Below are 23,205 nucleotides of genomic sequence, written 5' to 3'. Positions count from 1 at the left end.
TTATGCGTCACCGAAACGACGGCGGCTGGTGCCTTCTTCACGACGTGGGCCACGGTTTTCGCGACGCTCGCCGGAGAAACGACGACCTTCACCACCGCGACCTTCAGGACGCGCGCCTTCACGACGTTCGCCACCGAAACCGCGACCGCCGCCACGACGTTCACCGCCACGGTCAGGACGTGGCTGTGCATCGCCCAGCAGCTGCATGTTCATCGGCTTGTTCAGGATGCGGGTGCGAGTAAAGTGCTGCAGTACTTCTCCCGGCATGCCTTTTGGCAGCTCGATGGTGGAGTGGGATGCGAACAGCTTGATGTTACCGATGTAACGGCTGCTGATGTCGCCTTCGTTAGCGATCGCGCCAACGATGTGACGAACTTCAACACCATCATCACGGCCCACTTCAATGCGATACAGTTCCATATCGCCCGCGTCACGACGTTCACGACGTGGACGGTCTTCACCACCACGCTCTGGACGATCGCCACGTGGGCCACGATCGTTACGGTCGCCACGACGTTCGAAACGATCGTCACGGTCACGGAACTCACGCTTAGGACGCATCGGTGCATCCGGCGGCACGATCAGGCTACGTTCGCCCTGAGCCATTTTCAGCAGAGCTGCAGCCAGGGTTTCCATGTCCAGCTCTTCGCCTTCAGCGACAGGCTGGATCTGCGACAGCAGTGCACGGTACTGATCCAGATCGCTGCTTTCCAGCTGCTGCTGTACTTTTGCGGCGAATTTTTCCAGACGGCGTTTACCCAGCAGGTCTGCGTTTGGCAGGTCCGCTTCTGGAATGGTCAGCTTCATGGTGCGTTCGATGTTACGCAGCAGACGACGCTCGCGGTTCTCAACGAACAGCAGCGCACGACCAGCACGACCCGCACGACCGGTACGGCCGATACGGTGAACGTAAGACTCGGAGTCCATTGGGATGTCGTAGTTTACAACCAGGCTGATACGCTCAACGTCCAGACCACGTGCTGCCACGTCGGTTGCAATCAGGATATCCAGACGACCGTCTTTCAGACGCTCCAGAGTCTGCTCACGCAGGGCCTGGTTCATGTCGCCGTTCAGCGCTGCGCTGTTGTAGCCGCTACGCTCCAGGGCTTCAGCCACTTCCAGGGTCGCGTTTTTGGTACGCACGAAGATAATCGCCGCATCAAAATCTTCCGCTTCCAGGAAACGTACCAGCGCTTCGTTTTTGCGCATGCCGTACACAGACCAGTAGCTCTGGCTGATGTCCGGCCGAGTGGTCACGCTGGACTGAATACGCACTTCCTGCGGCTCTTTCATAAAGCGGCGGGTAATGCGACGGATCGCTTCTGGCATGGTTGCAGAGAACAGAGCGGTCTGGTGACCTTCCGGGATCTGCGCCATGATGGTTTCTACGTCTTCGATGAAGCCCATGCGCAGCATTTCATCTGCTTCATCCAGTACCAGGCCGCTCAGTTTAGAGAGGTCCAGAGTACCGCGCTTCAGGTGATCCAGCAGACGGCCCGGCGTACCGACGACAATCTGTGGGCCCTGGCGCAGGGCGCGTAACTGCACGTCATAACGCTGGCCGCCGTACAGGGCTACCACGTTTACGCCGCGCATATGTTTAGAGAATTCCGTCATGGCTTCAGCAACCTGAACAGCCAGTTCACGGGTTGGAGCCAGGACGAGGATCTGCGGTGCACGCAGGTCCGGATCGATGTTGTTCAGCAGCGGCAGCGAGAATGCTGCAGTTTTACCGCTACCAGTCTGGGCCATGCCCAGCACGTCACGACCAGAAAGCAGGTGTGGGATACACTCAGCCTGGATCGGAGATGGTTTTTCGTAACCCAGATCGTTAAGGGCTTCAAGGATAGGAGCCTTCAGGCCCAGATCTGCAAAAGTGGTTTCGAATTCAGCCATGTAGTACGAGTGCCTCAATGTCAATGGCGGCCAGTCTACTTAGCTCATCGTGAAAATGATTAGCAATTTTCATTGAAAAGTGTGAACCGGCTCAAAGTAGGTGTATTGACGAACAACAACGCCCTCACCAGTTAAGGTGATGGCAATCAAAAGATTACGGGCTGATGTTTATGTCGTCAGCTATTGCTGGTCCGATTCTGCCAGGTCGTCTTGCTCCTGGCCCAAGAGCGATAATTCCAACAATGCATAACGGTGCTCAACGAAATTGTGTACGTTGTTAGCAACCGCTAATTTGAACAGTGCCGTAGCGCTGTCCATATCCCCCAGACTTAGGTAGTACTTACCTAAATAGAAGTTGGTTTCACTGAGATGCTCAGCGAGCGAGGTGTTATCCGTTGCGTCCGCCTTGAGGCGTTCCATCAGCGTTGCTTCGCTAATGTTGCCCAGGTAGAACTCGACAATGTTCCATCCCCACTGTTCCTTGTCCGATTTATCGAAGCGCTGTTTCAGGGCTTCTTTTGCCTGCTTCTCATCGAGCTTCCGCTCAACGATGTAAAGCCACAGGCTACGGAAAGGATCATTAGGATCGTCTTGATAAAACGCCAGCAGATCATCTTGCGCTAACTTATCACGACCGCCGTAATACAATGCGATACCGCGATTCAAGTGCGCGTAGTTGTAAGTTGGATCAAGCTCAAGTACAGAATCAAACGCTTCATAGGCAGCATCAAAATTGCCTGCCTGCGTTAAATAAATGCCTAAGTAATTGAATACTTCAGGCATATCAGGTCGGATAGCCAGCGCTTGTGAAAAATCATTTCGCGCTAATGCCCTCAGACCGAGACTATCATACAACACTCCGCGCTCATATAAAAGCTGTGCGCGTTCGTCATCGGTTAAAGCCCGACTGGCAAGTATTTGTTCCATGCGTGCCAGAATCACTTCCTGTTGCAAAGTCGGTTGCAATGGCACTGCGAGGACTTCGCTCTTACGCCAGGCAGAGTTGCTGCATCCTGCCAGCGTTAAAGCTGTCGCAACGAAACACCAGCGCAAAAAAGGCTTCATTTCCCACTCCCGAAGACAACTATTGGATGAACGTCCTGTCCCCCGGCGGCTTAACAAGGCGTCCTGCCTGATAACAGGCCCTCCGCAAAGCGGAGGGCAAATGGCAACTTACTCGCCTTGCTGTTCAGCAGCCGGAGCTTCCGGTGCCGCAGCAGGTTGAGACTGCTCGGTTGCTTCTTTAATGCTCAGACGGATACGGCCCTGGCGATCAACTTCCAGAACTTTAACCGGCACTTCCTGACCCATCTGCAGGTAATCGGTCACTTTCTCAACGCGCTTGTCAGCGATCTGAGAGATGTGAACCAGACCTTCTTTACCGCCACCGATGGCAACGAACGCACCAAAGTCAACGATACGGGTCACTTTACCCGCATAGACGCGGCCCACTTCGATTTCAGCAGTGATTTCTTCGATGCGACGGATAGCGAATTTCGCTTTCTCGCCGTCGGTTGCTGCGATCTTCACAGTACCGTCATCTTCGATTTCGATGGTGGTGCCAGTTTCTTCGGTCAGCGCGCGGATTACGGAACCGCCCTTACCGATAACATCTTTGATCTTGTCTGGATTGATCTTGATGGTGTGAATACGCGGAGCGAATTCAGAGATATCACCGCGTGGCGCGTTGATAGCCTGTTCCATCACGCCCAGGATGTGCAGACGCGCACCTTTAGCCTGGTTCAGCGCAACCTGCATGATCTCTTTGGTGATACCTTCAATTTTGATATCCATCTGCAGGGCAGAGATACCGTCGCGGGAACCCGCAACTTTGAAGTCCATATCGCCCAGGTGGTCTTCGTCACCCAGAATGTCAGACAGAACAACGAAGTTGTCGCCTTCTTTCACCAGACCCATTGCGATACCCGCAACAGCGGCTTTGATCGGCACGCCTGCATCCATCAGCGCCAGAGAAGCACCACATACGGAAGCCATGGAAGAAGAACCGTTGGATTCGGTGATTTCAGAAACCACGCGAACGGTGTACGGGAATTTGTCAGCTTCTGGCATCACTGCCAGCACGCCGCGCTTCGCCAGACGACCGTGACCAATTTCACGACGCTTCGGTGAGCCAACCATACCGGTTTCGCCCACAGAGTACGGAGGGAAGTTGTAGTGGAACAGAAAGTTGTCAGTACGCTCGCCCATCAGTTCGTCGATGATCTGCGCGTCACGTGCGGTACCCAGGGTTGCGGTAACCAGCGCCTGCGTTTCACCACGGGTGAACAGCGCGGAACCGTGAGTACGTGGCAGTACGCCGGTACGCACGTCCAGACCACGGATCATGTCTTTTTCACGGCCATCGATGCGCGGCTCGCCTGCCAGTACGCGGCTACGAACAACGTTTTTCTCGATAGCGTGCAGGATTTCGCTCAGCTCGTTAGCGTCCAGCGTTTCGTCTTCAGCGATCAGGGTGGCGATGGTTTCATCTTTGATCACGTCAACCTGAGCATAACGCTCCTGTTTGTCAGTAATGCGGTATGCATCGCTCAGACGAGATTCTGCCAGTGCTGCAACGCGTGCGTTCAGCGCGTCGTTTGCCGCTTCTGGCTGCCAGTCCCAACGTGGCTTACCGGCTTCTTTCACCAGGTCGTTGATGTTCTGGATAACAATCTGCTGCTGCTCATGACCGAACACCACAGCGCCCAGCATCTGGTCTTCGCTCAGCAGTTCAGCTTCGGATTCAACCATCAGCACCGCTGCTTCAGTACCGGCAACAACCAGGTCCAGCTTACTTTCTTTCAGCTCTTCCTGAGTTGGGTTCAGCACATACTGGTCGTTGATGTAACCGACGCGCGCGGCACCGATTGGACCATTGAATGGAATACCAGACAGTGACAGGGCAGCGGAAGCACCGATCATCGCAACGATGTCCGGGTTAACCTGTGGGTTAACGGAAACAACGGTCGCAATAACCTGAACTTCGTTAACGAAGCCTTCCGGGAACAGCGGACGAACCGGGCGGTCAATCAGACGCGCAATCAGGGTTTCGCCTTCGCTTGGACGGCCTTCACGACGGAAGAAACCACCCGGGATTTTACCGGCAGCGTAGGTACGCTCCTGGTAGTTAACGGTCAGCGGGAAGAAGTCCTGACCTGGTTTAGCTTTTTTCTGGCCAACTACGGTAACGAATACAGCAGTGTCATCCATGCTTACCATAACGGCAGCAGTAGCCTGACGCGCCATCATGCCGGTTTCCAGCGTGACGGTATGTTGACCATACTGGAATTTACGAACGATCGGATTCAGCAAAATTCTGTCCTTTCTTAAATGTATGACAGCACACCACCGGCGTGCTGTCGATTTAACCCGACCTTCTTCGCATCCTCGCGACTAATGACAACCGACACCCCCATGGGTGAAGCCTCTCATTAGCCGCGCGAACCTCTGCAATGAAGATCATTTATAGCAACAATACAATAGTTTCCCTTGAATTGCTGCCGTCTGGTTGAAAAAAGGGGCCATCAGGCCCCCTTTTCTGAAACTCGCAAGACTTAGCGACGCAGACCCAGACGCTCGATCAGCGCGGTGTAGCGTGCAACATCTTTACGTTTCAGGTAGTCGAGCAGTTTACGACGCTGAGAAACCATGCGCAGCAGACCACGACGGCTGTGGTGATCTTTTTTGTGCTCTGCAAAGTGACCCTGCAGGTGGTTAATCTGTGCAGTCAGCAGTGCAACCTGAACTTCGGTAGAACCGCTGTCGTTAGTACCACGACCAAACTCAGAAACGATTTTAGCTTTAGCTTCAACGCTTAGAGACATTTTCAAACTCCAAAGTATAAAGAATGTAAGGGTGCCGATCTCTAATTCAGCGACCCCATGTACGCCCCGCAGATTGTTAAACAATTTACCGGGCGTTAAGCGGCGATATTCTACTCGTCTCCCCTGCTTATCGCAAGGTGAGGCGTAATCACCGTCATGCGTCGACCGGATATTCGACGACCAGACGACGCGGCGCAACGCGCCCTTCACCGTCCATTTCGCCCATACCGATGAATTTCCCTTCGTCACCTTCCGTCACGCGTACCAGTCCATCCAGCGGCGCATCCGCCGTACGAACCGGGTTTCCGTTCTTAAAGTAAACGGACGATGTTAAAGGAAGATTAACGATCGGGAAGTCCGCTGCCGGACTATCCATTGGCATCAGCAAAGGATCCAGCAAATCTGCTGGCGCGATCCCCTGCGCTTGTGCCTGTTCAGCCAGCGCGCGCAGCTGCTCAAGCGTCACCATGCGCTCGACCGGATATTTACTGACCGCCAGACGACGCAGGTAAATAACATGCGCGCCGCAGCCCAGCTTTTCACCGAGGTCATCAATGATGGTACGAATATAGGTCCCTTTCGAACAGTGCACTTCCAGCTCCAGCTCATCGCCTTCGTGGCGAATAAACAGCAGCTCATACACGGTAATCGGACGGGCTTCGCGAGGGACGTCAATTCCCTGGCGCGCATATTCATAGAGCTTCTTGCCCTGATATTTCAGCGCCGAATACATCGACGGCACCTGCATCGTGTCTCCGCGGAAGCTTTCCAGCGCAGCATCAAGCTGTTCCGCGCTGAAGGTCACCGGACGCTCTTCTACTACCTGGCCGTCCGCGTCAGAGGTATCCGTGCGCTGGCCCAGTTTAGCGATAACGCGGTAGCGTTTATCGGAATCGAGCAGGTACTGGGAAAACTTTGTCGCTTCACCCAGGCAAATCGGCAGCATGCCGGTCGCCAGCGGATCCAGCGCGCCAGTGTGGCCCGCACGGTTAGCGTTAAAAATACGCTTCACTTTTTGCAGCACGTCGTTGCTGGATGCCCCCTGCGGTTTATCCAGCAGCAGCACGCCATGCACGTCGCGACCGCGACGACGAGGACGACTCATCAGTCCTCCTTGCTGTCGTCCGTCGAGTTAACACGACGCTCGTCGTCATGTTTCACCACGCTGGTCACCAGGTTGGACATGCGCATACCTTCGACCAGCGAGTTATCGTAGAAGAAGGTCAGCTCTGGCACGATGCGCAGGCGCATCGCTTTGCCGAGCAGAGAGCGGATGAAACCAGAGGCTTCCTGCAGTGCTTTAATGCCGTTCTTCACCGCCGCTTCGTCCTGATCGTTCAGGAAAGTCACGAACACTTTGGCATAGGCCAGATCGCGGGACATTTCTACGCCGGACACGGTAGTCATCATACCGATACGCGGGTCTTTAATTTCGCGTTGCAGGATGAGCGCAATCTCTTTCTGCATCTCCTGCGCCACGCGCTGCGGGCGACCAAATTCTTTCGCCATAATAAATTCTCCAGACAAAAAAGGGGCTAAAAGCCCCTTTTAAAATTATTGCCGGGTGGCGCGAGGCGATCCCGGCCTACATATGGACTTAACCCGACAGGATTAGTCGATGCTGCGTTGGATCTCGATGATTTCGAACACTTCGATCATATCGCCAACGCGAACGTCGTTGTAGTTCTTCACGCCGATACCACATTCCATGCCGTTACGGACTTCGTTAACGTCATCTTTGAAGCGACGCAGGGATTCCAGCTCGCCTTCGTAGATAACCACGTTGTCACGCAGTACGCGGATTGGGTTGTGACGCTTGATGGTACCTTCGGTAACCATACAGCCCGCGATCGCACCGAATTTCGGTGATTTGAACACGTCACGCACTTCAGCCAGACCGATGATCTGCTGTTTCAGCTCAGGAGACAGCATACCGCTCATCGCCGCTTTCACTTCGTCAATCAGGTTATAGATGACGGAGTAGTAGCGCAGATCCAGGCTTTCCGCTTCGATTACGCGGCGAGCAGACGCATCAGCACGCACGTTGAAGCCAACCAGAATAGCGTTGGATGCCGCAGCCAGGGTTGCGTCGGTTTCGGTGATACCACCTACGCCAGAACCGATGATCTTCACTTTCACTTCGTCGGTAGACAGTTTCAGCAAGGAGTCGGAGATCGCTTCCACAGAACCCTGAACGTCCGCTTTCAGAACAACGTTCACTTCGTGAACTTCGCCCTCGGTCATGTTGGCAAACATGTTCTCGAGTTTAGATTTCTGCTGACGCGCCAGTTTCACTTCACGGAATTTACCCTGACGATACAGAGCAACTTCACGCGCTTTCTTCTCGTCACGCACTACGGTCACTTCGTCACCGGCAGCCGGAACACCGGACAGACCCAGGATTTCCACTGGAATGGACGGACCGGCTTCCAGCACTTCCTGACCCAGTTCGTTACGCATCGCACGAACGCGACCGTATTCGAAACCGCACAGAACAATGTCACCCTTGTTCAGGGTACCTTCGCGAACCAGAACCGTTGCAACCGGACCACGACCTTTATCCAGGAAGGATTCGATAACCGCACCGCTCGCCATACCATTGCGAATCGCTTTCAGCTCCAGAACTTCAGCCTGCAGCAGGATAGCGTTCAGCAGGTCATCAATACCGGTACCCGCTTTTGCAGATACAGGGATGAACTGCGCTTCGCCGCCCCACTCTTCCGGCATCACGCCGTACTGAGACAGTTCGTTCTTCACACGATCCAGATCGGCTTCTGGCTTATCGATTTTGTTGACCGCAACAACCAGAGGCACCTGCGCCGCTTTCGCGTGCTGGATAGCTTCGATGGTCTGTGGCATGACGCCATCGTCTGCTGCAACAACCAGAACAACGATATCCGTAGCCTGAGCACCACGAGCACGCATTGAGGTGAACGCTGCGTGGCCTGGGGTATCCAGGAAGGTGATCATGCCGTTTTCGGTTTCTACGTGGTAAGCACCGATGTGCTGGGTAATACCACCCGCTTCGCCGGAGGCAACCTTAGTAGAACGAATGTAGTCAAGCAGAGAGGTTTTACCGTGGTCAACGTGACCCATGATGGTCACAACCGGCGCACGCGGTTCTGCCGCAGCACCAGTGTCACGGTCGCTCATGACTGCTTCTTCCAGCTCGTTTTCACGACGCAGGATAACTTTGTGGCCCATCTCTTCGGCAACCAGCTGTGCGGTTTCCTGGTCGATAACCTGGTTGATGGTTGCCATTGCGCCCAGCTTCATCATCGCTTTGATGACCTGAGAGCCTTTAACCGCCATCTTGTTCGCCAGATCGCCAACGGTGATGGTTTCGCCAATCACAACGTCACGGTTAACCGCCTGAGCTGGCTTCTGGAAGCCCTGCTGCAGAGAAGAACCTTTACGCTTGCCGCCTTTACCACCGCGAACCGCTGCACGTGCTTCTTCGCGGTCAGCTTTAGATTCAGCGTGTTTGTTACCTTTCTTCGCCGGGCGAGCCGCTTTTGCATTACGACCACGGCCACGGCCGCCTTCTACTTCACGGTCGTTATCATCTTCAGCCTGACGCGCATGCTGAGAAGTGGTTACGTGATAGTCGCTGGTATCTTCAGTCGGTTCAGCGGTGTTCACGCCATTCTTCTCGTTTTCTTCAGCCATACGGCGCGCTTCTTCAGCCACGCGGCGAGCTTCTTCTTCCAGCTTACGGCGGGCTTCTTCTTCCGCTTTACGCTTCAGCTCGGCAGCTTCATTTTCACGGCGGGCTTTTTCAGCTTGGGCGGTTTTGGTCATTTCGTCTGTCTGTTGATTGCTCACTTTGTCTTTTTCCGCAGCGTCACGCTTCACTTTATCACTGGCGTCGCGTTTCGCTTTTTCTGCGGCCTCACGTTCAGCTTTTAATTCTGCTTCACGTTTGGCGGCAGCTTCCGCCTCACGCTGAGCTTGTTCTTCCGCTTCACGCTGTGCCTGCTCTTCCGCGGCAAGGCGCTCTGCCTCTTGCGGATCACGTTTTACAAAGGTGCGCGTCTTGCGGACTTCAATTTGTACCGATTTGCTTTTGCCACCGGTACCAGGGATGTTTAACGTGCTGCGCGTTTTGCGCTGCAGCGTTAACTTGTCAGGCGTAGAACCGTGTTCGCGGTTCAGATGCGTTAACAAGGTTTGTTTTTCTTGCGCGGTCACCGAGTCATCAGCGGACTTCGGGATCCCTGCATCAGCAAATTGCTGTACCAGGCGGTCCACGGAGGTCTGAATCTCAGCAGCCAGCGATTTTACAGTTACATCAGTCATGCTGTTCCTTCCTGCTACAGTTTATTACGCTTCGTCGCCGAACCAGCAAATATTACGTGCGGCCATGATGAGTTCGCCGGCTTTCTCGTCGGTTAAACCTTCGATATCGGCCAGGTCATCAACGCCTTGCTCAGCGAGATCTTCCAGCGTACAAACACCACGGGCAGCCAGCTTGAACGCAATCGCACGATCAAGACCTTCCAGATTCAGCAGGTCATCAGCCGGCTTCTTATCGCCAAGGCTTTCTTCCTGAGCCAGTGCCAGGGTGGTCAGTGCGTTTTTAGCGCGTTCACGCAGGGCTTCAACGGTTGGCTCATCCAGACCGTCAATTTCCAGCAGCTCTTTCATTGGCACATAGGCCAGTTCTTCCAGCGTAGAGAAACCTTCTTCTACCAGAACAGTGGCGAAATCTTCGTCAATGTCGAGGTATTTGGTGAAGGTATCGATCGCCGCATGGGCTTCAGCCTGATGCTTAGCCTGCAGGTCATCAACGGTCATGACGTTGAGTTCCCAGCCGCTCAGCTGCGAGGCCAGACGTACGTTCTGACCGTTACGGCCAATCGCCTGCGCCAGGTTGCCCGCTTCTACAGCGATATCCATGGTGTGTTTGTCTTCGTCAACGACGATAGACGCGACATCAGCCGGAGCCATTGCGTTGATCACGAACTGCGCCGGGTTGTCGTCCCACAGAACGATATCAATACGTTCGCCGCCCAGTTCGGTAGAAACCGCCTGAACGCGCGCACCGCGCATACCGACGCAAGCACCGACCGGGTCGATACGCTTGTCGTTGGTTTTCACCGCAATTTTCGCACGAGAGCCTGGATCGCGAGCTGCTGCTTTGATCTCAATAACTTCTTCGCCGATTTCCGGTACTTCGATGCGGAACAGTTCAACCAGCATTTCTGGTTTAGAACGGGTCACGAACAGCTGCGCGCCACGCGCTTCAGGGCGCACGGCGTACAGAACACCACGAATACGGTCGCCTGGACGGAAGTTTTCACGCGGCAGCATGTCTTCACGCAGGATCACGGCTTCAGCGTTGCCCGGCATCCCTTCGGATTTAATTTCCAGAGAGATGTTGTCACGGTTCACTTTCTTCACCACGCCAGTGATGATTTCGCCTTCCTGATCGCGGAACTGATCGACAACCAGCGCGCGTTCGGCTTCGCGCACTTTCTGCACGATAACCTGCTTAGCGGTCTGAGTCGTGATACGGTCGAAGGTCACAGATTCAATCTGATCTTCAACGTAGTCACCCACGTTCAGACTTTCGTCTTCAAAACGTGCTGCTTCCAGCGTGATCTCTTTGGTCGGCTGGGTCACTTCTTCAACGATTACCCAACGACGGAATGTATCGAAGTCACCGCTTTTACGATCGATTTCTACGCGAACATCGATCTCTTGTTCGTATTTTTTCTTGGTTGCTGTAGCCAGTGCACTTTCCAGCGCTTCGAAAATCTTCTCACGCGGCAGTGATTTCTCGTTGGAGACGGCTTCAACAACAGCCAAAATTTCTTTGTTCATCGCGGGCTTTTCACCTCAATCCAGACTGTTAAAAGTGGGGAACCAGGTTCGCCTTCTGGATATTACTCAGCGCGAACACTTCATCTTTGCCGTCGACTGTCACCGTGATCATTTCACCATCAACGGCTTTGATAATTCCCTGCCATTTACGGCGGTTCTGTACGGCCATACGCAGAACGAGAGCCACTTCTTCACCGGTAAAGCGCACATAGTGCTCGGCCGTGAACATCGGGCGATCCAGGCCAGGTGAGGAAACTTCCAGGTTGTACGCAACGGTAATCGGGTCTTCAACATCAAGAACCGCACTCACCTGGTGGCTGACATCAGCACAATCATCAACATTGATGCCATCTTCACTATCAATATAGATGCGCAGCGTCGATGTACGGCCGCGAACGAATTCGATGCCGACCAGTTCGTAGCCCAGTGCTTCGACCGGTGCAGTAATCATCTCTGTTAATTTTTGCTCTAATGTGGACAAGCCCACCCCCAAGACATAAAAAAAGGGCGTAAAGCCCAGTTATTCTGTAGTCAGATAACAAAAAACCCCGATAAATCGGGGCTTTAGATAACTGAACCCTATAGCCACAACTGTGGCCTGGAGCACTCTCCGAAAGAATTTTTTCAAATCCAGCTACGAAGGCTCTAAGTCTTCACAGTATATTTGAAAAAGAACTTTATGGGAAAGTGGTTGCGGGGGCCGGATTTGAACCGACGACCTTCGGGTTATGAGCCCGACGAGCTACCAGGCTGCTCCACCCCGCGCCTGAAACGTGGCAAATTCTACGCGTTTTGGACAGAATTTGCAAATAATGCTGGGATTTGGTACCGAAGACGGGACGTAAAATCGGCGTTTAGTATATTGATAGTTGACCCCACCTGTCAACCCAGCTTCCGCCAGACAGAACAGACCAAATTTTTTACAAAAAACGCACGTGTCTCTTTCGGTCTTCGACAAAAGATGATTAAATGAATACTCACTTATTTTGCATAAAAATGCACAAGAGAGCGAAAGCGGTCTCTAATCAGTCAATCAAGCAGGGTTTTATTCTATGACGACGATTCTCAAGCATCTTCCGGTAGGACAACGTATTGGCATCGCTTTCTCGGGCGGCCTGGATACCAGCGCTGCACTGCTGTGGATGCGCCAGAAGGGAGCGGTTCCGTATGCATATACAGCGAACCTGGGTCAGCCGGATGAGGACGATTATGACGCGATCCCTCGTCGTGCCATGGAGTATGGCGCAGAGAACGCACGTCTGATTGATTGCCGTAAGCAGCTGGTCGCTGAAGGGATTGCTGCGATCCAGTGCGGTGCGTTCCATAACACCACCGGCGGCCTGACCTATTTCAACACCACCCCTCTGGGCCGTGCCGTCACCGGTACCATGCTGGTTGCCGCTATGAAAGAAGATGGCGTGAATATCTGGGGCGATGGCAGTACCTATAAAGGCAACGATATTGAACGTTTCTATCGTTATGGTCTGTTGACCAACGCCGAGCTGCAGATCTACAAGCCGTGGCTGGATACCGACTTCATCGACGAACTGGGTGGCCGCCATGAAATGTCCGAGTTTATGATCGCCTGCGGCTTTGACTACAAAATGTCCGTTGAGAAAGCCTACTCTACCGACTCCAACATGCTGGGCGCGACACACGAAGCGAAGGACCTGGAATTCCTGAACTCCAGCGTGAAGATCGTCAACCCGATCATGGGCGTGAAGTTCTGGGATGAGAATGTGAAGATCCCGGCAGAAGAAGTGACCGTGCGTTTTGAGCGTGGTCATCCGGTTGCCCTGAACGGCAAGACCTTCGCTGATGACGTTGAACTGATGCTTGAAGCTAACCGCATCGGCGGCCGTCACGGTCTGGGCATGAGCGATCAGATTGAAAACCGTATTATCGAAGCGAAAAGCCGCGGCATCTATGAAGCTCCGGGGATGGCGCTGCTGCACATCGCTTACGAGCGTCTGCTGACCGGTATTCACAACGAAGACACCATTGAGCAGTATCACTCTCATGGCCGTCAGCTGGGCAAACTGCTGTATCAGGGTCGCTGGTTCGATCCGCAGGCGCTGATGCTGCGTGACGCCCTGCAGCGTTGGGTAGCGAGCGCGATCACCGGTGAAGTGACGCTGGAACTGCGTCGTGGTAACGACTACTCCATCCTGAACACCGTGTCTGACAACCTGACCTATAAAGCAGAGCGTCTGACCATGGAGAAAGGTGAATCCGTGTTCTCACCGGACGATCGTATTGGCCAGCTGACCATGCGTAACCTGGACATCACCGATACCCGCGAGAAGCTGTTCAACTATGTTGAGAATGGCCTGCTCTCCGCGAATTCCGGTAACGGTCTTCCTCAGGTTGAGAACCTGGAACACAGCGATAAGAAATAATCGACATAAGACATGCAAAAGGCGCCCAACAGGCGCCTTTTTTGTTTGGTGTTTGTAGGGTGGGTAAGCGCAGCGCCACCCGCCATTTAGCCCGCCACCACATTGTACAGACGAAAAAAAAGACGTCTTTCGACGTCTTTCTTCTGGAATATTGGTACCGAGGATGGGACTCGAACCCACAAGCCCGTTAGGGCACTACCACCTCAAGGTAGCGTGTCTACCAATTCCACCACCTCGGTACGGAATACTTACTGCGGGATATCGCTGGTTGGCTTAGCCGGTGCAGCTGGCTGAGTCTGCTCAGTTTTTGCTGGCGCACTCAGATTTTCCCACTCGCTTCCTTTGCTGGTCTTGTTGCTGTTGATATTGCCAAGCACCAGACTGATGATGAAGAACAGCGTAGCCAGAATCGCCGTAGTGCGGGTCATGAAGTTCGCAGAACCACTTGAACCAAACAGCGTACCGGAAGCGCCTGCTCCGAAGGAGGCTCCCATATCAGCGCCTTTACCTTGCTGCAGCATAATCAGCGCTACGAGAGCGATCGCTACAATAAGGAAAACAACTAAAAGAGCTTCGTACATAATCAACCTGTTCCTTGCGGATTTGCCGCATACCAATGCTTCGACCAATTAGCAGGATTTTTGTTTCCCACTGAAGCGGGTGTGAATACTAACCAAAGCGAATCACCTTCGCAAGGTCATTTTCGTTCCATTTTATCAAGTGAGGAAAAAATCATCAAAATGATTTTAAAACAACCATAAAACAACGAACTAAAACGAAAAGTATCATTATTTTGCTTTGGAAATAGCTTGATCCATCTTTTGCAGCTTGTACTTTCCAAATTTTTTCACGATTCGCCACTCGCCTTCATCTGTTTCTATGATCTCCCGAGGAGAATACATGGCCATTTTTCGCCCGATTCGCACGCCAATTTGTAAAGAATCACCTTCTCCCGCAATCACCGCAATTGTTGGCGTCATATCGATAGGTTCTGGTGCTGGCTCAGGTATAACGGCTTCCTGCGCCTTCACCCGCTCACGTTTTTCACCTGCCGGTTCAAAAAGCAGCGTCATCGGATCAAGCATTTTATCATCATGAATGATCTCAAGATGCAGGTGAGGACCATCGGTGCGGCCTGTGTTACCCGACAGCGCTATCACATCCCCTTTTTGTACATACTGATTTTTAAACATCAGCAACTTATTAAGATGCAAATATCGACTACTCCAGCCGTCGGGATGGCGAATCGTCATGTACAGACCAGTGACAGGTCCATAACCCGTTTCGACTACCATGCCGTCTGCAATGGACATAACCTCACTGTTCAATGCCGCACGGAGATCAACGCCCTCATGACGCATAAAAGTATGCATGATAGGGTGATAGCGCATACCAAACGGAGAAGTAACCACTGGCTCAGAACGTAACGGGAAGACGAACTGTTGCCCCCTCGCCTTTTGGCTGAGTAACGGCTTCCAGACAGGTGCAGGTGCACTACTGGTTGGAATCGAAGCATTCATTACCGAAAACACACTACTTACGGCCGCTCCCCCGTCCACAGGTAGAATGTCATCACCTGAAGTTTCATCAGGCATTACCTCCATCGATTCCGGTTCATCGGCTTTTACAATGAGCGAAGCAGGATCGAATGGCACAACAATCAGCTCGTCTTCTGTCTCTTCAGGTTCGGGAGAAACACTTGTTTCACAACGAATTATCCCAAAATAATTTAACTCAGCTGCATGTTTCCATCGCCCCAGTAGAGAACGAATATAGGCCTGCGAAAAGCAGATTTCAGAGTCATCAGGTTTAGGATGACGATGAAATATATGCTGTGCTGGCGGCAGATACGGTGCCAGCCAGGCGACGGTATCTGATACGGAGAGATAGCGAATACGCTCAGGAGCATCATCACAAGTCGTCCGCATTGTCGGTTCAATCACCCGAAAATCGCGAGAATACGTTTTCGCGTTAAATGAATGCAACAACTGCTGAGACGCTGAGTAATAGCACTCCGGCCCAATAGTAGAAGTGGGGGGCAGGGTTAACAGCACACCGGATAACAGTAAATAAGACATTACGTCAGCACCTCCATGTGCATAATGATGACAGCAGTAATCGCAATTGCGGGGCCGAACGGAATATATTGTCCGGAGTTCTCTTTGTCTTGTGAACATGCGCTAATAATCCAGCGCATTAAAAAGAACACGGCCCCCAGTGACGCGGACCCCAGCATTAAATGACCGATATTGTCGCTGCCAATCCACGCGGCGCAGGCCGCGAAGAGTTTAACGTCACCATTACCAAATCCTTCACGTCGTGTTACCCACGTAAATCCTTTTGCCATTACCCAGCTAAAAGACCAAATAAAAGCAGCACCGATAACACTGTCACGCGGAGATACAGGAATAATGTTTCTGACAGACGCGATTAACCCTGCCCAGAGCAGCAAATACACGAGGCTATCTGGCAGAAGAAAGGTCTTCAGATCGATCATTGCCAGGGTGTAAAGCAGACTTAAAAATAATGCAATAAACGCGATTTGGATCAGGCTATGCTGAGGGTAATAGCAGAAAACCAGTAAGAAATAGCCGCCCCCTATTAACGCTTCACTCAAGGGATATTGAAACGGAATTGTGCTCTTACAGCAGCGGCATTTACCACGCAAGAACACCCAGCTTAAAACCGGAATATTATCCCACGGCTTAATGGGTGTCTGACAAAGAGGGCAGTGCGATGGCGGCCACCAAAGATTAACATTCGGCAATGTTTTCAACGTTTCGTCGTCAGCCGTCTCCCGGAAAAGCATGATTGGCAGACGGTAAATTACCACGTTAAGAAAACTACCAATCAACAACCCTAATACTAACGCCAGCCATGGGTAGTAAGGGGCAAAAAACGCTTCCAGGCGCATTTAAACATCCTTATTAATTACAACCAATGCATCTTTTACGACGAGAACCGGACATACATCGTAGAGATGTATTTTCCACGATGTACGCCAATGAGATCAACGATGCCAAATGGATATTTTTCACTGAAATACCATTTGACATCGCGTTTTGATTAACCGCCAGCAGTTTTAGAGAGCGTATCCATCAATGCGAACAATGATATAAATACCCATACTACGCATCCACCCAGAATTACCGTTGCCAGGTTTTTTAATAAACCGGCCAGTTTCTTGATGTACTCCTGTATATGGTCGCGGGAACGATCGGACACCGAGCGTAATACCTCATTAAACGAGGGCAGTTCAGCGTACAGACTGATGTTCAGCAATTCCTCTTTACCGAGTAGTCCTGTCGACAGCGCCTTACTATAGTGGATCCCTTGCGCCATTTTGTCATTCATGACATCAATGTGCCAACGTAACCACCGGTTAGCGTTAAGGCGCACAATATGTAAAGAGTCGGTAAGAGGGATGTTGTTACTAAGCATCAACGCAAGGTTATTCAGAAACACGGATGACGCCAGCTGTCTGTAAGTGGAAAACGGCAAAACTTTGTCAAAAATTTTATTGCGCACGTTACCGTTCAAATTTGCCATGGCAAATTTTACAACGAAAACAAAAATGATAAAACCCAACAAAATCTTCAGCCATAACCCTTGATAGAGGGCAGTACCAAAATTATATAAATTCTGGGTCACCCCTGGCCATTTTTCCACGGGAACCACCGATGCGAAAGCCGGGAAGACTTTTTGCGAATATCCCGCAATAACGATCAGTGACAGGCTTATCATTATGAGCGGGAAAATGAGCGCACCAACAATTTTTTTTCGCAGTTCGTCATTATATTTAATGACCGCTACCAGCGTCAAAAAACCATCGGCGAGGCTTCCGCTTTTTTCTGCTGCCGTAATCACGCTGAGCTCTGAGTTAGGTACGACATCAGAGAATACAGCAGACACTGAAACCTCCTGCTTCATTTGCAGGATGACCTCACCCAGTTTATTACTGAATCCTTTCCCAAGAAGCGTACGCCCTTCTGTTTGCAGCTTTTGCAATGAATCGAATAGCGGTAACCCTGCGCTAATCATATCGGCGCAAAACTGGTAAAGGTATAAGCGCTGTTTTTTACCGAATTTTTTCAACGATCATCTCCAGATCTTCTTCAGCCATTTCGCCAAACTCCATGGCAAACCACGCGGCATCAATGCGCCCTTTCAGCACATGTGACATCACTTTTTCGCGGATTTCGAAACCTTCTGTCAAACCAGGCGCAGTAGCTCGTTTTTTACGCCACAGCGTATAAACGTTGAGCCATTCTTGCCTGGAGATAGCAGCAAGCTCGTCATAGGTTGGCAGGAAGTATTCCATCGCCAGCTGTCGTCCTTTGATACCGCTCTGACGACACTGCTCACAGCCACCTTCACCAGCGGTGTAAAGAGTAAACTCACGACCGGAAATGGTTTTTGTACCCATAACGGTTTTACAGTTTTCACATAGCACCGGAACCAGCTTCTGACACTGCAGCCCCGCAACGAACCCCGGAGTTGAGAGTTTGTCACTGCCGATCCCCAGGGCCGACATACGCTGCAGCAGCGAAACAATATTACCGGCGTGCACGGTGGTGAAGCAGTAGTGACCACTCTCTACAGCCCCTGCCAGCGCGTTAGCGGAAATGTTGTCTCGAATTTCCCCTACCATCAGGACATCGGGATCGCGGCGCAGGGCCGACTTAATAGCGGCATGGAAACCACCGCCAGAAACATCCACCACGGAGCTCTGCTTCGCGCCGTAAATCTGATACTCAACCGGGTCCTCTACCGTCAGAAAACAACCGCGATCTTCATAGCGGTTGATTTGCAGCCACTCCATCAGGTTTTTCAGAGTGGTCGATTTACCTGAACCCGTCGTACCCGCAATGACGTAAGCACCGTAGGGGTTGCTGAGGATTTTTTTTAGATCCGCCACTTCCTCTTCAGAAATGCCGATTTTATCCAGCGAGCCGATATTCCCCTTCTGCAAACCTGAGGGAATAATACGCAGAACCGCATGGTAACAATCCGCCGTTTCACCAAATATCGGAAAGTGAGCATAGCGGAAGCGATAAGGCTTACCGGACAAGTTGTAGAGAATATTGGCGTTTTGCGGGATAGCACGGTTCCACGTGGTATCGCGTGTCGTCGCTTCTACGTTGTAAAGCACGAACACCAGCTCATCGCAGAGCTGAGACTTAAGTTGCATAAACGGCATCAACACGCCGTTTACGCGAGCCTCAAAGAGTGCCAGCACATCGTTACGCGTGATGTGCAAATCGCTTGCGCCCATGTTGACCACGCGCTGAAGAATCGCTGCCAGCCGCTTCTGTGTATCGGTAATATCGATGTTTTTATTCGCATCGCTGAGCAGCTTTAATGAGACGTGCTCAACGATACGGTAATAGTCTTCTTCAGCGACAAGCGCCAGGCCCACGACCTGACGTTTGTGCTGAGAAGTCAGCCTCGACACCTGTATCTGATATTCAAATAAGCTGCCGATACTGAGCGTACTCACCACGAGGTAATCGTGCTCCTCGACCGTAGCCGTGAAACCAATCCCTTCGAATTCCTGGTAAGTCCATTTTCCAGCGAGCAATTCGTCGGCTGATATACGCGTAAAATCCAATGTCACTGCACTGTTTCCTCTGCCATTACGACTGACTTCCTGTCTTTAGCGAGCTTAAACTTTCTGCCCCCCACGTCGAACGTTTCGCCCGGGCGAACATAACGAAGCGTATCTCCGCTCTGCACCGCAACGCGATTTGTGCCACCGATATCGGCTTCCAGCACCACACGCGGCATGACAATCGCTGCAGCGACTGGCGCCTGCGGTTTGGATACCGCTGCCGGGGCTTCCACCCGCGGCGCAGCCTTCATCTTGTCTTCGCCACGGAGTTTACGAATCTGGCTGCGTAGTTTTTCAAGCTCCACCTCGTTAGCCAGTTTTCTGCGCTGCTGTTCAAAGGCGTAATCATCTTCAACAATTGACGCCAGCTGATCCTGAACTGACGCTGTATTGGCTGCGTCTTCCTGCTTAGCCTCTTCTGACTGCTTTTCTGTTGTTTGAGGCTTAATTTTGTTCTTTTTCTCATCATCCGGTGGGGCTGATACCAGGTTTGAAGCAGCCAGCGCAGGCTTTTCAGCCGCCTTTTGCTGAGCAGGTACAGCCGGAGCTGACACGAGTTTTGCCTCAACATCGTGAAGCTCTTTTTTCATTGCCTCTGCGCCAGTTTTCACGAGAACGGGCTGCGTTTTTTTTGCCGGAACCTGCGGTAAGTCAGTTGTCGGGGCGGCTTCTGCACTCCCAACCAAAAACGTTAGCGCACTGGCCATTACCATCGATTTTATTTTTTGCATACCAGTCCTCCTGAAACTTTCATTCCTTTGTTTTTCGTCTCTAATTTATTAACTATAAAAGCATCGCGATACGCTTGCTTATAAAGTAACAACTGCATGTTAGTCATATCGTCTGATGATAACGGACTCTCACCTGATTTTATTTCCAGCTCCCATTTACCTACCTGCAACCCATAACTTTTTACTTTTCCAGAAAGCGTGGATTCAAGGTCACCAAGGCTGGAGCCGGGCATTTTTTTAATCACAATCTGGCCAAGATTTTTACCATTTTCACCCTGACCTTTAACCATCGAGTTGAAGGTCATAATATATGAAACCACATCGCTACATGCGTGTAATTCAAGTGGTTTCTTATGGTCATAAGCTTCCTGATACTTATTTTTATTCAGACGTGACTCTATCTTATCGTACTCGAAATCCATCTTATTTTTTGCAGATGACTTTCCTTTCCCTTTTGCAATAACAGTAGGTTTATACCATTTACCCCAAAAAGGTTTTTCCGGCAAAACCCACAAAGTCCTTTTACTAAAAGTATAACTGAACTTACAGGATTTGTTATCACAGTAAAACGCATAATTATCCTTCGGAATGATCTCAAGTGTCTTATCACTTCTTTTCATTTCATCAAGTAATAATACAGTTTCATCAATACCACCGCCGGCCAAGGAACTTGTGTAGAAACTCTTAACCTTTGCGATATCATCCCGCAGTTTTTGGGCAGCCTGCTGTTGACGTGCAATCGCCTCTTCTTTCGCCTTCGTCTCGGGAAGCATGACGAAGTAATACCAGGATCCCCCGCTACCGCCAACGATAAGAATAAGAACAATCAAAATCCCTATAATCAGCTTTAGCTTTGAAACCATGCCGTTTTTATCTTTCCAGAAATACATTCCTTCCAGCATACGTTATCCCGTCACAAAAAAATGAAGCAACAGTGCCAAAACAGCCAAAAGCGCAACACCGCCCGAAAAAATAGTACCGATGATGATGCGACGGCGTCGCTTCAGACGTGCCTGTCGGGCACAGCAGCGCTCGACAACGGCAGTAATCTGAGTCTCTTCCAGAGGCGTGATTTCCAGATGACTGTATTCATCGGTATGCTTCATTAACTCATCAAAAAGCGCTTTGTTGATAAAGCAGTCCGTTCCGCTGACGATCCGACCGTCATTAATAATCAGAAAATATGTTGCCTGATTAGATTCATGAGAGAAATAGATACCATCGCCATAGAGTTCTTTCACATAAAGTGCAAACGGTTCGTAAAGTGTAGATATTTTCGTGCTATAGCCAATGGCTAACTCACCACCTGAATCTTTATAAACCAGGCGGCGATAGGCTTTCATCATCCCGCGGAATGAGGCCTGCTCCGCCGGTTGCAAGTGCTCCAGGCTTTGTGGCTCCCAATAGAGCCCGGTTAAAATGTTATTCTTAAATAAAATATCATTCATAGCGAAGCCACTTATTCATCGCGCGAAGTAATTGGCTGACGATAATAGTCAACCCCGATCACCATCAGGACCGTTGCGACGCCGTCTGAGTGAGTGTCATTGGCCCCCAACACTTCATACTGGAGTCCATCTTTCGATGCCTTCACTTCAAATTTGCCTACAACCAGTAAATCTCCCGGCTTGATAATGGAAGAGTTAAACGACTCGGTAGTGCTGACGTTTGGCAGCTGTACGTCTTCATACTCGTCAATAGAGTTGAGGAAACGCTTGGTGAAACCGCTGACCACTTCGATACGACCATCGGACAACACGCGCGGGGTGATGATAAAGCTGGTACCGGTGACAATTTCATCAGTATCAATTTCAACGTTAACTTCACCGTTATCATCCGTTGTACGCGTTCTTCCGGATACATAGTATTGAGACTGCGTCATGTTGATCGGAATCGCCATATTGTTGCGCGTGATGAATGAACCACTTTGCAGCGATTCGCTACCCGTTAATTTATATAACGCATCCAGACCCGTACTGATATCAACATGGCTGTTTTTCCAGCCCGCGGTGATACCGCCGCCCAGGTTATTCAGGATACTGCTGCTGATATTGATGGTGTTATGTGCATCGGCGAAATTAAGATTTAACCCGCCCCCCAGATTCTTCTCTTTTGTTTTATCAAGTAAATAAATGCGATACGTGACAATAAACTGACGGCTGTTATCTGCTTTATACTTATCCAGCGCTTTACTCAACGCTTCATGTTCCGATGGACGTGAGTTCACCATCAGAATTGAAGAATCCTTAAACAGGGTGTAGTTACCCGACGTGACGTAGTTTTTCGCCATATCTTCTACGTCATCCCAGAAAGAGGACTCAAACTTCGTCTCGGATTTTCCGGTCAGGCCGCCGCCAGACGTCGCTTCGTTACCTGACAGATCCAGGTTCGTTTCCGTTTTGTTATTTTCGCCATAGAAGTCAAGACGCATAACATAGGTTTCGAAGACATTAATTTTTAGAATGTTGCTGGCGTCCAGCTCGGTGCTGACGTCATAAAGCGAACCGATATACTTCATGAAGTCTTCGAAGTTACCGTCAAACTGCACGGAGCGCGGAGTGTCCCACGAGTCATCGGTACTTGTTTTTTTCTCACCCATCGCAGACGCGTTGATACGGAAGCTAATCCCGGTTTGTGCGGAAACGACCTCCATCAGAGCCGACAGCGTAGTAGGCTCATAGGAGGTAATTTTCACATGTTTGCCCATTACCTTCTGCTGTTCAACGCTGTACTGTACTTTTTTTCCTAAATAGGCAGAGTCATACTTAATATAGGGTTTGGTCTTCGCGTCATCAATGGAGGTTGAATCGGAAGTATTTTCTGTTATTTTTTTAGGAATATCGTATTTTTTTTCAAAGTCACTTACGCATCCTTGCGCAAGGAAAGCCAGCAATAATATACCTGTTTTCAGTTTCATG

At 51.0% G+C, this 23,205-nt stretch carries 20 protein-coding genes and 2 tRNA genes; 1 reads left to right on the top strand and 21 read right to left on the bottom strand.

The window, feature by feature from the left end:
- From ACWKXT_RS22435 to ACWKXT_RS22385, 11 genes are all read right to left on the bottom strand, one after another.
- Positions 1-1,896, bottom strand: coding sequence for a DEAD/DEAH family ATP-dependent RNA helicase (locus ACWKXT_RS22435; protein ID WP_454527639.1), 1,896 nt, complete (start codon positions 1,894-1,896; stop codon positions 1-3).
- Positions 1,889-1,969 (bottom strand): protein YrbN, encoded by an 81-nt coding sequence (yrbN, locus tag ACWKXT_RS22430; RefSeq protein WP_100122156.1) that lies wholly within the window; start codon positions 1,967-1,969, stop codon positions 1,889-1,891. The genes ACWKXT_RS22435 and yrbN overlap by 8 nt, the downstream gene beginning before the upstream one ends.
- A gap of 107 nt (positions 1,970-2,076) precedes the next feature.
- Positions 2,077-2,961 carry a lipoprotein NlpI gene (gene nlpI / locus ACWKXT_RS22425; protein ID WP_061096959.1) on the bottom strand — a complete coding sequence of 295 codons (885 nt, stop codon included), beginning with the start codon at positions 2,959-2,961 and terminating at the stop codon, positions 2,077-2,079.
- 108 nt (positions 2,962-3,069) lie between these two features.
- Positions 3,070-5,208 (bottom strand): polyribonucleotide nucleotidyltransferase, encoded by a 2,139-nt coding sequence (pnp, locus tag ACWKXT_RS22420; protein ID WP_454527640.1) that lies wholly within the window; start codon positions 5,206-5,208, stop codon positions 3,070-3,072.
- A gap of 242 nt (positions 5,209-5,450) precedes the next feature.
- Positions 5,451-5,720: a 30S ribosomal protein S15 gene (gene rpsO, locus ACWKXT_RS22415; protein WP_003861789.1), complete on the bottom strand. Its 270-nt coding sequence runs from the start codon at positions 5,718-5,720 to the stop codon at positions 5,451-5,453.
- A gap of 154 nt (positions 5,721-5,874) precedes the next feature.
- Positions 5,875-6,825, bottom strand: a complete 951-nt coding sequence (gene truB / locus ACWKXT_RS22410) for a tRNA pseudouridine(55) synthase TruB (protein WP_454533410.1) — start codon at positions 6,823-6,825, stop codon at positions 5,875-5,877.
- On the bottom strand, positions 6,825-7,229 hold the full coding sequence (gene rbfA, locus ACWKXT_RS22405) for a 30S ribosome-binding factor RbfA (RefSeq protein WP_454533409.1): 405 nt from the start codon (positions 7,227-7,229) through the stop codon (positions 6,825-6,827). Before rbfA ends, truB begins: the two co-directional genes overlap by 1 nt.
- A gap of 102 nt (positions 7,230-7,331) precedes the next feature.
- Positions 7,332-10,019 carry a translation initiation factor IF-2 gene (gene infB / locus ACWKXT_RS22400; RefSeq protein WP_080328310.1) on the bottom strand — a complete coding sequence of 896 codons (2,688 nt, stop codon included), beginning with the start codon at positions 10,017-10,019 and terminating at the stop codon, positions 7,332-7,334.
- Positions 10,020-10,043: 24 nt separating this feature from the next.
- Positions 10,044-11,546: a transcription termination factor NusA gene (nusA, locus tag ACWKXT_RS22395; protein WP_014885374.1), complete on the bottom strand. Its 1,503-nt coding sequence runs from the start codon at positions 11,544-11,546 to the stop codon at positions 10,044-10,046.
- Positions 11,547-11,574: 28 nt separating this feature from the next.
- A complete protein-coding gene (gene rimP, locus ACWKXT_RS22390) occupies positions 11,575-12,027 on the bottom strand; it encodes a ribosome maturation factor RimP (RefSeq protein ID WP_032639709.1) in 453 nt (150 codons plus the stop codon).
- Between the two features lie 207 nt (positions 12,028-12,234).
- Positions 12,235-12,311, bottom strand: a tRNA-Met gene (locus tag ACWKXT_RS22385).
- Positions 12,312-12,598: 287 nt separating this feature from the next.
- Between ACWKXT_RS22385 and argG the strand changes: the two genes are divergently transcribed.
- On the top strand, positions 12,599-13,945 hold the full coding sequence (gene argG / locus ACWKXT_RS22380; protein WP_454533408.1) for an argininosuccinate synthase: 1,347 nt from the start codon (positions 12,599-12,601) through the stop codon (positions 13,943-13,945).
- Positions 13,946-14,097: 152 nt separating this feature from the next.
- Here argG and ACWKXT_RS22375 read toward each other — a convergent pair.
- The 10 genes from ACWKXT_RS22375 to ACWKXT_RS22330 form a co-directional block, all read right to left on the bottom strand.
- Positions 14,098-14,184: transfer RNA gene (locus ACWKXT_RS22375), tRNA-Leu, on the bottom strand.
- Between the two features lie 9 nt (positions 14,185-14,193).
- Positions 14,194-14,526, bottom strand: a complete 333-nt coding sequence (secG, locus tag ACWKXT_RS22370) for a preprotein translocase subunit SecG (RefSeq protein WP_021242256.1) — start codon at positions 14,524-14,526, stop codon at positions 14,194-14,196.
- Between the two features lie 207 nt (positions 14,527-14,733).
- The gene (locus ACWKXT_RS22365) at positions 14,734-16,023 is read right to left on the bottom strand and encodes a M23 family metallopeptidase (protein WP_454533407.1); all 1,290 of its coding nucleotides are present in this window, start codon (positions 16,021-16,023) and stop codon (positions 14,734-14,736) included.
- Entirely contained in the window at positions 16,023-16,859 is an 837-nt protein-coding gene (locus ACWKXT_RS22360; RefSeq protein ID WP_454533406.1) for a prepilin peptidase, read from the bottom strand. The genes ACWKXT_RS22365 and ACWKXT_RS22360 overlap by 1 nt, the downstream gene beginning before the upstream one ends.
- Before the next feature lie 152 nt (positions 16,860-17,011).
- On the bottom strand, positions 17,012-18,040 hold the full coding sequence (locus ACWKXT_RS22355; protein WP_454527645.1) for a type II secretion system F family protein: 1,029 nt from the start codon (positions 18,038-18,040) through the stop codon (positions 17,012-17,014).
- The gene (locus ACWKXT_RS22350) at positions 18,024-19,562 is read right to left on the bottom strand and encodes an ATPase, T2SS/T4P/T4SS family (protein ID WP_454527646.1); all 1,539 of its coding nucleotides are present in this window, start codon (positions 19,560-19,562) and stop codon (positions 18,024-18,026) included. The genes ACWKXT_RS22355 and ACWKXT_RS22350 overlap by 17 nt, the downstream gene beginning before the upstream one ends.
- Positions 19,559-20,287 carry a hypothetical protein gene (locus ACWKXT_RS22345; protein ID WP_454527647.1) on the bottom strand — a complete coding sequence of 243 codons (729 nt, stop codon included), beginning with the start codon at positions 20,285-20,287 and terminating at the stop codon, positions 19,559-19,561. Before ACWKXT_RS22345 ends, ACWKXT_RS22350 begins: the two co-directional genes overlap by 4 nt.
- Positions 20,275-21,189: a hypothetical protein gene (locus tag ACWKXT_RS22340; RefSeq protein WP_454533405.1), complete on the bottom strand. Its 915-nt coding sequence runs from the start codon at positions 21,187-21,189 to the stop codon at positions 20,275-20,277. Before ACWKXT_RS22340 ends, ACWKXT_RS22345 begins: the two co-directional genes overlap by 13 nt.
- A 3-nt stretch (positions 21,190-21,192) precedes the next feature.
- Positions 21,193-21,735 carry a pilus assembly protein gene (locus ACWKXT_RS22335; protein ID WP_454533404.1) on the bottom strand — a complete coding sequence of 181 codons (543 nt, stop codon included), beginning with the start codon at positions 21,733-21,735 and terminating at the stop codon, positions 21,193-21,195.
- Positions 21,736-21,746: 11 nt separating this feature from the next.
- Positions 21,747-23,204: a type II and III secretion system protein gene (locus ACWKXT_RS22330; RefSeq protein WP_454533403.1), complete on the bottom strand. Its 1,458-nt coding sequence runs from the start codon at positions 23,202-23,204 to the stop codon at positions 21,747-21,749.
- Position 23,205 lies beyond the last annotated feature (1 nt).

Source organism: Enterobacter sp. UPMP701 (assembly GCF_053709515.1).
Note: the sequence above shows the minus strand (reverse complement) of the source record. Positions and strands in the feature narration are given on the sequence as shown.